Source organism: Myroides sp. WP-1 (genome assembly GCF_014145635.1).
In the GTDB taxonomy this organism is placed as follows: domain Bacteria; phylum Bacteroidota; class Bacteroidia; order Flavobacteriales; family Flavobacteriaceae; genus Flavobacterium.
The window spans coordinates 1-12,843 of the sequence record NZ_JACHTC010000024.1 but is presented as its reverse complement, the minus strand read 5'-3'; the positions used below and the strand labels follow the sequence as shown (position 1 = coordinate 12,843).

Sequence of the window (12,843 nt, the reverse complement as noted above, 5' to 3'; positions counted from 1 at the left end):
TACATCACAATTTTACTTAAAAACAGCTTTTTAATCTTGTTCTATTGCTTCATATGTTACCACCTCAAAGGAAGGAGAAAGTGCTTTTAATTCGGTGTTATTATCTTTCTCATCAAGTCCTTTAACTCCTAGCAAATCACTTACTATATTGTATAGATTAGTCGTTGAAATAGGTTGTTCATTTCGGCCTGTCATCTTGTGTGTATCAGCGACTAAATTACTGTGCCAAATAACGAATGGAACATCCAATCCCTTTGTTGTAAACCCGTGAATATATTTATCTTTCTTTTGTGTTTGTCCGTGATCGGATAGATACAAAACAACACTTTTTTGATTTTCTACTTTTTTAATAATTTCATCGAGAATGTAATCTGTGTAGAGAATACTGTTGTAATATGCATTATACAATGGGCGTTCGTCTACTTGAAAATGATCAAATGCATCTGGATATCGCTCACTTACTTTCATGTGACTTCCTTTTAAATGGATGAATATAAGGCGCTTTTTATTGGCATCTTGCAATACATGGGTTAACATAGGAAGGATTACCTCATCATATGATTTTTCTTTGGTATGTTCACGGTGTTTAGCATCTTTTGTGATGACGCTATAAAGGTTTTCGTAAATTCCCACTTCATCTTGATTAGACAACCAATAGGTATCCCATACATTGGTACTATTTGCCAATGCAATGACATTATCATTTAGCGTTGCCAACTTAAAGTCTTTCTTGTCCATAGGAATTGACTTAGACAACATAAAAGACAATGCTGTATTGGTAAAAGAACTAGGCGCAATTGCCTGGTCATAAATCAGCAAGTTCTCCATTCGCTTTCGCAGTAAAGGAGTTGTTGGGTGCTTTCCTCCATAAATATCCAAGACATCTTTTCGTGCGGATTCACCAAGAACCACAACAATTGTTTCTAACCCTGTATCTTCAACTGTAAAGTGAGGGTAAACCATATGTTGTTCTTTAACTTTTGCTAGTTCACTGATAAAGCGATTTGCCTCATAAAAAGACGCAAGATTGTATAAAGGAGTGTTAGTTAATATATTGTATTTTGCCATCCATCCCAAGGATTCACCCGTGAGAATTTTGTCTTTTTTATAATAGTTATACGATTTAAATCCAATAGGATAAATCAAAAGTACAACAGCCACAAGCAAAAGGTAGGACGTCTTCCACTGTCTTTTCGCTACTCGATGTATCAAATAGAACAAAGCTATATAATAAGTTACAAGGGCAAAAATGGCTAACTTAAACGTCAATAACGCTTCTATGGCTTCAGATTTGTTTGTTACTAGGATGTTATACGCCAAAGCAACGTTAAAAGCTTCTTTATACAAGAAAAAACTCATAATCGCTAATCCGTTATTTACGGTGAATAGCAACAGTAAAAGAGCTGAGATTCCCCTTCCTATTTTAGGTATTTTCCAGCAAGCTAAAATAAAACACAGCAAAACCACATTATTCAAAAAGAGCCTGAACTCCAACATGGTATAATGTATAAAATAGAATATATTGGGTAAAAAAACCAATAGAAATAGAAGGAGTAAAAAATAATTTTCCTTGCTCTTTTTTGTCGTACGCATAAGGTGTGAAAAATAAAACAACAAAAAAATATTTGATTCGTTAAAAATCAACGAAATACTTAAAAATAAAACTTAAGTATCTATTTTTTCGCTATTTGTAAACATTCGCGCAAAGGTAGTCAAATAATATTATTTAACAATTTTTTTAGAAAAAAGCAAAAAAGCTACAACAAAAAAAAGCCCCAACATCTTACAAAACAAGTTGTTGGGGTTATAGAATAAAAAATTATTTCGCTTTTGATTTAATAAAAATCATACAAATTGCGGTGGTTGCAACTCCCATCATCAGAGACATAAGAAACCCTTGTTTTGCATAATTTGCATAATTAAAATAACTAGCAGCATCCGCTTCAGATGCATAATATCCCAATTCAACGGATCGTTTAATTACATTAGGGAAGAATTCGGGTGTAATAACAAAACTAGTAACCCACTGCGTTAGTGGACTTAAAAGAGCAATGACTAAGGAAATTACAAAACCGGATAACATCCCTTCACTATAGGTCATATCACCTCCATAAAAGTTTTTCTTTTTATCGCGTAGTGCAAGTACCATCACAATAATAGCAGGAATAGCGAACAAATTGGTGAGATACATGTGGTAATCAATATAGGTGCTGTGCAATCCGGCTATCCTTTCTACTAGCATCCACAATAATCCGACAAGCGAAAAAATAATGCCCCATTTAATTTCAATGCTAATTTTTTTCATTGGCGTTTTTTTAAAACAATTATAGTTTAATTACCTCTTGATTTTTGTTCCCATTTCCAAGCACTCGCTAACATATCATCGAGTGTTTTTGTTGGTTTCCATCCGAGTATTCTTTGAATTTTATCTGTGTTAGCCCACGCTTTATCGATATCTCCTGGACGGCGTTCTACAATTTTATAGTTGATTTTTATTCCACTTACGCGTTCAAACGAATGAACTAGTTCCAAGACGGAATATCCTTGTCCATTTCCAACGTTGAAAGCTTCTACTTGCGCTGTATTCTTTTCCTGAATCAAGTATTCCATCGCTCTTACGTGTGCATCCGCTAAGTCTGTAACGTGAATGTAGTCGCGCACACAAGTACCGTCTGGTGTATCGTAATCTTGTCCATAAATAGAAAGGTATTCCCGTATACCTACAGCTGTTTGGGTAATATAGGGAATCAAATTATAAGGAACTCCTAGCGGAGATTCACCAATATAGCCCGATTCATGTGCTCCAATAGGATTAAAATAACGCAATAATACGGCTTGCAATGGGTATACCTTTGCTAAATCAATAATAATCTCCTCACCTACTTGTTTTGTATTGCCATAAGGAGATAAGGCTGATTTTATAGTTTCTTCCTCCGTTATGGGCATAGTCTCTCCTTGTCCATAAACAGTACAAGAAGAACTAAACAAGAATTTGGTGAGGTTAAACTGCTGTAAGGCAGACAATACATTAATCAAAGAAAAGAAATTGTTTTCATAATAAAGTAAAGGTTTCTGCATACTCTCTCCAACAGCTTTGGACGCAGCAAAGTGAATCACTCCAGCGAAGTCTGTATGTGTTTCAAAAAAATGAAAGACGGCTTTTTTATTGCACAGGTCTAATTCATGAAATTCAGGTCTCACCCCCGTGATCTTATAAATTCCCTCTAAAACCTCAATTGAAGCATTAGACAAATTGTCAACAACAATCACTTCATATCCTTTTTGTTGCAATGCTACTACTGTATGAGAACCTATAAATCCCAGTCCACCTGTCACTAATATCTTCATCTGATCTTATTAATTATACTTCAACCAAAGATACTTGTTTTTTTTGTTTGTTGTGCGTTGTTTGTTGTGCGTTGTTTGGTGTTTGGTGAGGCGATGAAATCGAAACGCAGTGAAAATCGAAACGCAGTGTAGATTCATCGAACACCGAAACAAATATAAACTCAGTGAGATATATTCATCGAACACTAAAACCAATATAAACTAGGTGAGATAGATGGTGAGGTGGTGAGGTGTTGAGGTGGTGAGGTGTTGAGGTGGTGAGGTGGTGAGGTGTTGAGGTGTTGAGGTGTTGAGGTGGTGAGGTGTTGAGGTGTTGAGGTGTTGAGGTGTTGAGGTGTTGAGGTGTTGAGGTGTTGAGGTGTTGAGGTGGTGAGGTGGTGAGGTGGTGAGGTGGTGAGGTGGTGAGGTGGTGAGGCGATGAGGTGGTGAGGTGGTGAGCAAAAAATCGCGTTTACTCAATCAAACTGTTGTTCAATTCAACAAAGTGGGGAAGTTCCCCGAAAAAAACGGCTGTTAACCCCAGTAAATTCGCTTGGCATGCATCTTGCACTAAAATTAGAGGAAATGAATATACTATGATTCCGAAGTGGTGAACCTCAGCACTTCCTTAGTCCCAAAATTCAATTCATTTTCCCCAAAACTCAATATTATGAAAACAAACCAAGTCCCCAATTTTGCTCGAAATGATCTCGGATCATCGCAAATATCAAATAAACCAAAGCGATTTAGTTTAACCGATTACTTTGTATTAGCACTTACTTTTACGCTTTTATTTAGTAGTGTGATTGCCTTGTATCACTTTCAACCCTATTTTGCAAAAATTCAACTCAAGCGTTTAGAAGGTTTTAGCGGACAACTATTTTTTGGAGTTAGCTTGTTCTTACTTGCTATACAAGTGCTGTTCTTGCTGTATATATTTTATCAATACTTTAAATACAAGCCTGTTGCTGCTGTTGATGACGAGCAACTACCTACTTGTACGGTTATTGTTCCGGCTTATAATGAAGGGCGTTTGGTTTATGATACTTTGTTAAGCTTGGCACAAAGTGATTTTCCTGCTGAAAAATTAGAGATTATCTCTTTCGATGACGGAAGTAAAGATGATACTTGGGAGTGGATGCAAAGAGCTAAAGCGGTATTGGGATCTCGTGTAACAATCTATCAACAACCCAAAAACATGGGGAAAAGACATGCCTTATACCGAGGATTTAACTTGGGTAAAGGAGAGGTTTTTGTAACGGTAGACAGTGATTCAATTGTAAAGCAAGACACATTAAGACAGCTCGTTAGTCCATTTGTAAACAATGATTTATGTGGTGCTGTTGGTGGTAATGTAGCTGTGCTCAATACTCAAAATGGAATCATTCCCAAAATGCTCAATGTAAGTTTTGTTTTTAGCTTTGAATTTATACGTTCTGCTCAAAGTGCATTAAACAGTGTGTTATGTACACCTGGGGCACTTGCTGCATACCGCAGAGAAGCTGTTATGAACTGTTTAGAAGCTTGGATTAATCAAACTTTTATGGGTAACCCTTCTGATATTGGAGAAGATCGCGCCATGACAAACATGATTTTAAAACAAGGATATCATGTTTTGTTTCAAAAGAACGCTTACGTATTAACCAATACACCAGAGCGATTTAAAGGTTTATACAAAATGTTTATTCGCTGGGAACGCAGTAATGTACGCGAGAATATTATGATGAGTAAATTTGCGTTCACCAAGTTTAGAAAAGGATCAACCGTTGGCCCGCGTATTTTATTGCTCAACCAATGGCTCAAAGTAATTTTAGCTTATCCTATGCTTCTTCTAATGTTGTACTTAGTCTTGAGCTATCCGATTATGTTTGTTACTAGTGCCTTAGCCGGAATCCTTATTTTTTCTTCTATTCAAGTCATTTTTTACGCGAATAAATACACAATTAAAGATTCTTTTTGGGCCTATACCTACAGCATCTTCTATACGTTTACGCTATTTTGGATTACGCCATATGCTATAGCAACAGCAAATCGAAGAGGGTGGTTAACACGAACACTTCCTACTAAATAGTAGATTTCCATAGTTAAAAAAAAAGGAGCGAATCTTGCGAATCGCTCCTTTTGTATTTGCTATTGCAACAGCAAATAATAGAAGGTGGTTAACACGAACACTTCCTACTAAATAGTAGATTTCCATAGTTAAAAAAAGGAGCGAATCTTGCGAATCGCTCCTTTTGTATTTGCTATTGCAACAGCAAATAATAGAAGGTAATTAACACGAACACTTCCTACTAAATAGTAGATTTCCATAGTTAAAAAAAAGGAGCGAATCTTGCGAATCGCTCCTTTTGTATTTGCTATTGCAACAGCAAATAATAGAAGGTAATTAACACGAACACTTCCTACTAAATAGTAGATTTCCATAGTTAAAAAAAAAGGAGCGAATCTTGCGAATCGCTCCTTTTGTATTTGCTACTGCAACAGCAAACAATAGAAGGTAATTAACCCAAACACTTCCTACTAAATAGTAGATTTCCATAGTTAAAAAAAGGAGCGAATCTTGCGAATCGCTCCTTTTGTATTATTCCTTCAATCGAATAGCTAGTATTTCTCCTGTAGCACAAAGGATATCATTGGCTGACAAAGTCATATCTACCCATACTTTTCTACCTTCAATTTGCCTCAGTTTTCCTTTGATAACTAAGGGTACTCCCATAGGAGTCATCACTTTAAAATCAACTTTTAATGATGCTGTTACACAGCGTGCAGCCAGAGGAGCTTCCAGAGGCAAGTCATCTGCTACACAAATAAATGCAGCGGCTGAGCCTGTACCATGACAGTCTAAGAGAGAAGCAATTAATCCGCCGTATACACTTTCTGGCAAAGCTGTGTACTCTGGTTTGGGTGTAAAGTGAGCCACTGTTTCCTCTTTTCCTTCTAGGTATGTTTTTAATTGATGTCCGTTGGGGTTTAATTTACCGCAACCGTAACAATGGGCTAAATTTTCTGGATATAAATCTTGAATGGCTTGTTGCATGATGCAATTTTTTTAATTGAGCTAAAAGGTAAGTATTTAAAATGATTTGCTCAAGATATTAAGGTCTAAATTGTTCCATTATAGTCTTATACCAATCATAGGCTCGTTGAAAATCACCCTGTTCACTATATTGTAAAGCTTGTTCGAGACTTCGTTCTGTAAGTGTATTTTCCGATCTAACCCAACGCTCTGCTTGCTCTTTATAGTTTTGTTTACTATTTCGAAAGCCTGAAATAACTACAATTCCCTCTTGATCTACATATAAATATTCAAACTCATTTAAATAGGCAGTTGCTAATTCCCACTTTTCATCTTCAATAAAAGTATGCAAACGCGCTAAAAGCTCATGTGGATAACTCGCCTCCACAATAGAGACTACCGAGGCTAAATTCCAATCTTTGTATTTTTGTTGTTTAAAAGTCATGTGATTGGGAAATAAATCTTCTCTGGTTGTATACGTTTTTTCTATATATTCTATAAAGGTGGTTTGCAATGCAGGAGGTATTTGTGTCAATTGTCTTTTTAGTGCTCGCTTTTGAAAAGTAGGCGTACAACTTCCCCATACTTGCGGTTTACACTGAAAAGTAAGTTGAACCACGTGCATCTTTTGATCATATAAGATTAAGTAAGTTAACGGCATGGTAGCACCGTGTTTTTGACTACAGTAAAACAAAGGGATGAAAACGGCTTGTTTCCATTCATCTGCAGCAAACCAAACCGCTTCACTATAAAACATTAACATGGAAGAATCGTAACGCGGATGCTCATAGATATAGGACTGATCGATATGATCATTCTTTAGTTTTAAGGTAATCGTTGAGGGTAATCCAATAAATTCAAATGCGCGCTTGCTGTCATAATTATTACAAGCCGCACTTACTTTAATGAATAAACTTGTGTCGCCATCTTCGTCTAACCACATTTTTACAGCGGTTACCTCATCTTGTATGAGTGACTGAGCCTTGACTACCACAGGCGTCATTAGTACCAACAACAAAACAACGAGATTACCTTTGATCTTAAAAAACAACTTTCCTACCATTTTAAAATACTTTTTATAAAAAAAGAAACGTTTTTAAAGTAAAAAAGGTATTTATACATATCAAAAACAAATATATTATTCCATTAACTTTCATTATTCAACTACTTTTTTTATATTAAAAACACTTTTTTTGCGAATACAGATAAAAAAATAATTTAAATTTTCTTAAAAAATACACTTACCTAGCCTATTTTATTATAATAAATAACTTATATTAGAGCTCTATAAAATTAAAAGACTTAAAAGTTACTAAATGAAAAGAAAAAAACGTATTTTACTCGTTGCCACCCTAGCACTGACAAGTACAGTTTTTGCACAAGGCAACATAAAGACAATCACCAATCAATTCTCTTCTTTATTTAATAAATCTTCGAATTATCAAAATTATAAAATTGTTGATAAACAAAGCCTATTGGATCTTCAACAAAATGTAGAGGACTCTATTCGCGGTTATAAAAACAATTTAGCAGAGAGCAAAGTACTTCTTGAGAAACACAAACAGGAGTTTGAAATTGTTAACCAAAAACTCATAACGGCTGAACAAGAGTTGAAAACGTCGTTAGCTAAAGAGGAACACTTTGAATTCTTAGGTATAGCAGCAGATAAAAATACATTTCAATCCATCATATTAGCATTATTTGTTGCTCTAATTGCTCTTGCGGGTGTTTTTTACTACCGTTTTAAAAAATCGCACATCGATACAAAAGAAGCGCTTCGAAAATTAAGTGAAACAGATGAAGAGTTTGATGAATTTAGAAAGACATCCTTGGAGCGCGAACAGCGCATTAGAAGACAACTTCAGGATGAAATCAATAAAAACAAAGTTGATTAATGCTTGCATTATAATCAATTAAAAAAGTCGTAAAGCAACAAACTTTACGACTTTTTTTATGTTTTACTCCTCGTGAAAGGCTATAATTGGCACATGGGTGTGATAGCTTAATTTTTTAGTCATACTCGAAGTGAATAACTTATCTAAGAAGCTTCTGTTTCTCTTTACTGAAACGAGTATATCGATATTTTCTTTATCTAAAAAAGTAAAAATTTCTTTTTCAACGTCTTTACCTTCAACGATAGTAAAGGTAATTGGATTGCCTTTGTAGTATTCTAACCAACTGTCTACTACCTCTTGTTTGATTTTGTTTACATCTTCTATGACGTGTATACACTTAATGACAGCATCATATCCTTTTGCGATTTTCACTAGTTTATCAAGCACGATTTGATCATTGGCGTTGAACAAAGTAGAAAATGCTATCGAATGAACTCCGTTGAATACAGCATCATGTGGTACGCTCAGTACAGGTGCTTTAAGCGAGTTAATCGCATTAATTGTATTGGATCCTAATAGTTTTCTGTCCCATCCTGAATTTCCATTTGTTCCCATCACTACTAAGTCAATTTCCTCTTCTTCTACTCTTTTCTTTAGAATAGTATTTAAAAAACCTTCTTCTAAAATAAATTGCATCGGTACGTGATCTAAATTATTCTCTTTGGCGATATCTCGAATAAAAGGCACTTGATCTTTAAAATTTTCGAAATTGCTCAATTCGATTGATTTATAGACGTCTTGAACCATAACAGGATTTGCGGTTGCTGAAATTACAGGCATCTCATAGGCATGAAGCACATAAAGTGTTGCTTTTTGGCTATCTGCCATTTTTAGTGCATATAGTAAAGCGTTGTTAGCTGTTTCTGAAAAGTCCGTTGGGAAAAGTATTTTTTTCATAGTAGTGTAAATTTTGATTTCTATAAAGATATGAAATTAAGATGAAGATTAACGTTTCCAAAGGGTAAAAAAAAGCAGGATTTATCTAGCTTTTCCTTAAAAAAATTGTACCAAACAGTGGAAAAATAACACCTATTTTCCGATTGATCCTATTTGGTCTGCTGCTCTGACTTGGATTTTATTTGAGGGTGTATACCAAAGGTAGTTTCGTAATTTACGTCCATATTGGACTTGGTGATTGTGATTTTATATCCACCTGCTCCTGTGGCTTTCAATTCGACATAATCGCTCATTTTTTCTATTGCTGTGGTCAAACCTTCTTTTCGACCTGAATGGAGTTCTGTACGCAACCAATAGGAAGTAAATAGATTAACTACCAGTTGAGGATCACCTGTTATTTCCACTTCTTTGATTGCGGTTAGTCCTTCGCCAAAAGCTCCCATGCGATCGGGATGCTCTTCAACGGTGTAGGTTACATAGAGATACTCGTTCTTTTTGGTCGATATTCCTGGGGTGTATTTGTCGATGATTTTATCTCCTTTTTTCTTTTGTTCGAGATAGGCCATTCCTTTCGTCAGCTGTAAATACGCGCTAAAACGAGAAATTACAAAATTGTAATCCAGTTTTCTAAAAAGGGTAAAATCTTCTACCTTAGACATTGCATTGAGATGGCGTTCTAATTTGTCATAGCCTTGCACTTCTGCTTCTGCTTCTTTTTTTGTGTTTATACTAGGTTGTGTCTTCTTGCTATTTGGGTTTCTGTCATCCGTTTTTGTTTTAGCCATCTCCTCTTGTGCGAGGATACGACTATCTCTTACTCTTTGGTATAAACTATCTCTATCGAATGGTGTATGAGACTGAAGTAAATGAAGTTCTTGAAGCTGACTCTCCCACTCTACTTGGTAGCAACTCAAACATATATTTCGCTCTGCTTCTTCTCTCACGTTTTTGGTGCTGTTGCGAAATCCCTGTCGAAAGACTTCTTTAACTGCTGGATTCTGAATGGTTAGGTCTTTGTTGCTGAGCTTTTGTTCGTTTTTATTTAAGACTTCTTCTATCTTGTGGATAAAGGTTAATCCATCTGCGGATAGTTTACCTATTTTGTCTTTGGTTTCTGCGGATAGTCTATAGGGTTGTGCTTCACTTATACTGCTGTACATTACGCTTAATAGGATGCAGAGAATTAGATAACTATTTTTCATTTTCAAGGCTTTTACTCTCAAATATAGTGAGTTTTTCACATATTTTACGCTGCTTATCGAGGGCTTCAACATTGCTGAATAAGTATTATCTTTGCGTCTTATAATAGAGGTATACCATGATATTACAAGATACTATTGTCGCTTTAGCAACTCCTTCGGGTGCTGGGGCCATTGCCATTATACGTGTATCGGGTAAAGAGGCTATTTCGCTAGTGAATGGCATCTTTCAATCGATCAAAAATAAAGACTTAACGAAACAAAAAACGCATACGCTTCACCTCGGTCATATTGTCGACGGGGAACGCATGTTGGATCAGGTACTTGTATCTGTTTTTAAGGGACCTAACTCTTATACGGGTGAAGATACGATCGAGATTTCTTGTCACGGTTCTACGTTTATCCAACAGCAAATCATTCAGCTTTGCTTGCGCAAAGGGGCCAAAATGGCTCAACCGGGTGAGTTTACAATGCGCGCTTTCTTAAATGGTAAGCTAGATCTTTCTCAAGCGGAAGCGGTCGCGGATTTGATTGCATCGGATAACGAGGCGAGTCACCAAATTGCCATGCAACAAATGCGTGGTGGGTTTTCTAACGAAATCGCTCTTCTACGTGAACAACTTCTCAACTTTGCTTCATTGATTGAACTAGAACTGGATTTCTCTGAAGAGGATGTGGAATTCGCTGATCGCACGCAGTTTAAAGCGCTGGTGGAACGTATTGAGTTTGTTCTTAAACGCTTAATCGATTCGTTCGCTGTGGGTAATGTGATCAAAAACGGTATTCCGGTTGCTATTGTTGGGGAACCTAATGTAGGGAAATCTACGCTCCTCAATGCGCTCCTCAATGAGGAACGAGCCATCGTTTCGGATATTGCGGGTACTACTCGTGATACAATCGAGGATGAATTGGTGATCGATGGAATTGGTTTCCGCTTCATCGATACGGCAGGGATTCGAGATACGAAGGATGTAGTGGAAAGTATCGGTATTCAAAAGACGTTTGAAAAAATCGAAGCGGCGCAAGTGGTGATCTACTTAATTGATGGGGGTAAACTAAATACGCAATCCATCGACCAAATTAATGTGGAACTGGAAAAATTGAAAAATAAATATCCTCTAAAACCGCTGCTCGTTGTCTGCAATAAACAGGATCTTTTGTCGCAAGATCAAATCGACTTGTTCCAATCGAAAATCGAGAATTTAATGTTGATGTCTGCCAAGGCAAATCTCGGGATCGATGAACTGAAACAAACGCTCCTCGGATTCGTGAATACGGGTGCTCTCCGCAATAATGAAACAATCGTTACGAATACACGCCACTATGACTCTCTCCTCAAAGCACTGGAGGAAATCGAAAAGGTGAAATGGGGTCTCCAAACGAATCTCTCGGCTGATCTCATGGCAATCGATATCCGCCAAGCACTCTATTTCTTCGGTGAAATCACCGGTCAAGTGACAAATGATGAATTGTTGGGGAATATTTTTGCTAATTTTTGTATCGGTAAATAACCTGTCTTTTTAATACTTTTATTTTATTTAAAACACTTTAAAAATCAAATAGTTAAGTATTAAATATTTTTATAAGATGTCCTTATTTTCTATATTGTGTACCACATTTGTACAACATAATTAAAAAGTGTTGTACAAATGTGGTACAAAATGAGTCTTCCTAACCTAATATAGAAAATTATGAACATCGCACTTAAACAACGAAAATTACCAAGTGGTAAGATTTGAATACGATAAAGGATTTAAAAATCTCAAACTCTCCTAGCTATTATATTACAGCAATCAATTCTCTTCTTCTGCAAAATATCCTCTTTTCTAAATCGATAGGAATCATTGAAAATTCATAACAATCTGGTCAAGAAAACTATTACTGAATGCTAGGATGTAAATTATTGTATCGCCAGGTATAACATTTTATTCCATGAAAATTATTAAAAAAACGGCCAAATACACTCCTATCTATCATGAAATAATCATTTGTCTCTTCTACTTATGTAAAGCTTATTGTCATTCAAAAATACCAAGAAATAGTAAGGGTTTATAAAAAAAGTAGTTAGAGGTTGTATTAGGCATCAAATATGCTTATTTACAACACTAAAATTTGAATATCCTTAGGTCAATCGCTCTTCTAATAAGCCTTTCCAGCTAATAAAGCCTTTGTTGTCATTTGAATAATCATGAACAATTCTTGAAAAATTAATAGGATTTGTATCTAAATAAGCCTGTCTCCCTTTCTCACGAATAATAGTTAGTTCTTTATCAATTTGCTTGATCGTTTCAATTAAGATCGATTTGTCCTTATCTATGTGCCAGATATAAGTAGCCTACAAATAATTCTTTTATCTTTTTTTCTCCTAATCCTCCTTGAAATTTGCTGAATTCAACTTGCAAATGCAACAGAATTCTGATTAATAATTTGTTTAAATTTTTCGTTTGGCGTGAGGTATCCAAGTCTTTTACGAGGTCGATTATTGAGTTTATTTTCAATCCACTTAATC

Annotated in this window: 11 protein-coding genes and 1 pseudogene; 3 read left to right on the top strand and 9 right to left on the bottom strand. The window is 35.8% G+C overall.

Going from position 1 to position 12,843, the window contains the following annotated elements; translation table 11 throughout:
* Positions 1–30 precede the first annotated feature (30 nt).
* From H4K33_RS15080 to galE, 3 genes are all read right to left on the bottom strand, one after another.
* Complete coding sequence (locus tag H4K33_RS15080; RefSeq protein WP_255493773.1) at positions 31–1,497, bottom strand: phosphoethanolamine transferase; 1,467 nt, start codon at positions 1,495–1,497, stop codon at positions 31–33.
* A 322-nt stretch (positions 1,498–1,819) separates the two neighbouring features.
* Positions 1,820–2,305, bottom strand: a complete 486-nt coding sequence (locus tag H4K33_RS15075; protein WP_182650462.1) for a DUF4199 domain-containing protein — start codon at positions 2,303–2,305, stop codon at positions 1,820–1,822.
* Between the two features lie 26 nt (positions 2,306–2,331).
* A complete protein-coding gene (gene galE / locus H4K33_RS15070; RefSeq protein ID WP_182650461.1) occupies positions 2,332–3,348 on the bottom strand; it encodes a UDP-glucose 4-epimerase GalE in 1,017 nt (338 codons plus the stop codon).
* 649 nt (positions 3,349–3,997) lie between these two features.
* Here galE and H4K33_RS15065 point away from each other — a divergent pair.
* A complete protein-coding gene (locus H4K33_RS15065) occupies positions 3,998–5,398 on the top strand; it encodes a glycosyltransferase family 2 protein (protein WP_182650459.1) in 1,401 nt (466 codons plus the stop codon).
* 128 nt (positions 5,399–5,526) lie between these two features.
* On the opposite strand, the gene H4K33_RS15060 is transcribed toward H4K33_RS15065, so the two are convergent.
* The 3 genes from H4K33_RS15060 to H4K33_RS15050 all read right to left on the bottom strand — a co-directional run bounded on the left by H4K33_RS15060 (position 5,527) and on the right by H4K33_RS15050 (position 7,406).
* A complete protein-coding gene (locus H4K33_RS15060) occupies positions 5,527–5,751 on the bottom strand; it encodes a hypothetical protein (protein ID WP_182650456.1) in 225 nt (74 codons plus the stop codon).
* Positions 5,752–5,908: 157 nt separating this feature from the next.
* Positions 5,909–6,364 (bottom strand): PaaI family thioesterase, encoded by a 456-nt coding sequence (locus tag H4K33_RS15055; protein WP_182650454.1) that lies wholly within the window; start codon positions 6,362–6,364, stop codon positions 5,909–5,911.
* 58 nt (positions 6,365–6,422) lie between these two features.
* Positions 6,423–7,406, bottom strand: coding sequence for a hypothetical protein (locus tag H4K33_RS15050; RefSeq protein ID WP_255493772.1), 984 nt, complete (start codon positions 7,404–7,406; stop codon positions 6,423–6,425).
* 253 nt (positions 7,407–7,659) lie between these two features.
* On the opposite strand from H4K33_RS15050, the gene H4K33_RS15045 reads away from it, so the two are divergent.
* Complete coding sequence (locus H4K33_RS15045; RefSeq protein ID WP_182650452.1) at positions 7,660–8,238, top strand: hypothetical protein; 579 nt, start codon at positions 7,660–7,662, stop codon at positions 8,236–8,238.
* Positions 8,239–8,301: 63 nt separating this feature from the next.
* On the opposite strand, the gene H4K33_RS15040 is transcribed toward H4K33_RS15045, so the two are convergent.
* Both H4K33_RS15040 and H4K33_RS15035 read right to left on the bottom strand, forming a co-directional pair.
* Positions 8,302–9,135: a universal stress protein gene (locus H4K33_RS15040; RefSeq protein ID WP_182650450.1), complete on the bottom strand. Its 834-nt coding sequence runs from the start codon at positions 9,133–9,135 to the stop codon at positions 8,302–8,304.
* A 149-nt stretch (positions 9,136–9,284) separates the two neighbouring features.
* On the bottom strand, positions 9,285–10,337 hold the full coding sequence (locus H4K33_RS15035; RefSeq protein WP_255493771.1) for a hypothetical protein: 1,053 nt from the start codon (positions 10,335–10,337) through the stop codon (positions 9,285–9,287).
* A 116-nt stretch (positions 10,338–10,453) separates the two neighbouring features.
* On the opposite strand from H4K33_RS15035, the gene mnmE reads away from it, so the two are divergent.
* Entirely contained in the window at positions 10,454–11,845 is a 1,392-nt protein-coding gene (gene mnmE / locus H4K33_RS15030) for a tRNA uridine-5-carboxymethylaminomethyl(34) synthesis GTPase MnmE (protein ID WP_182650447.1), read from the top strand.
* Between the two features lie 880 nt (positions 11,846–12,725).
* Here mnmE and H4K33_RS15025 read toward each other — a convergent pair.
* Positions 12,726–12,843: pseudogene (locus H4K33_RS15025) on the bottom strand (IS30 family transposase); the annotation flags it as partial.

Coding starts and splice junctions, on each gene's coding strand:
- H4K33_RS15075 (WP_182650462.1), bottom strand. CDS start 2,305: ATGAAAAAAATTAGCATTGAAATTAAATGGGGCATTATTTTTTCGCTT.
- H4K33_RS15065 (WP_182650459.1), top strand. CDS start 3,998: ATGAAAACAAACCAAGTCCCCAATTTTGCTCGAAATGATCTCGGATCA.
- H4K33_RS15080 (WP_255493773.1), bottom strand. CDS start 1,497: ATGTTGGAGTTCAGGCTCTTTTTGAATAATGTGGTTTTGCTGTGTTTT.
- H4K33_RS15060 (WP_182650456.1), bottom strand. CDS start 5,751: ATGGAAATCTACTATTTAGTAGGAAGTGTTCGTGTTAATTACCTTCTA.
- H4K33_RS15035 (WP_255493771.1), bottom strand. CDS start 10,337: ATGAAAAATAGTTATCTAATTCTCTGCATCCTATTAAGCGTAATGTAC.
- H4K33_RS15050 (WP_255493772.1), bottom strand. CDS start 7,406: ATGGTAGGAAAGTTGTTTTTTAAGATCAAAGGTAATCTCGTTGTTTTG.
- H4K33_RS15040 (WP_182650450.1), bottom strand. CDS start 9,135: ATGAAAAAAATACTTTTCCCAACGGACTTTTCAGAAACAGCTAACAAC.
- mnmE (WP_182650447.1), top strand. CDS start 10,454: ATGATATTACAAGATACTATTGTCGCTTTAGCAACTCCTTCGGGTGCT.
- H4K33_RS15055 (WP_182650454.1), bottom strand. CDS start 6,364: ATGCAACAAGCCATTCAAGATTTATATCCAGAAAATTTAGCCCATTGT.
- galE (WP_182650461.1), bottom strand. CDS start 3,348: ATGAAGATATTAGTGACAGGTGGACTGGGATTTATAGGTTCTCATACA.
- H4K33_RS15045 (WP_182650452.1), top strand. CDS start 7,660: ATGAAAAGAAAAAAACGTATTTTACTCGTTGCCACCCTAGCACTGACA.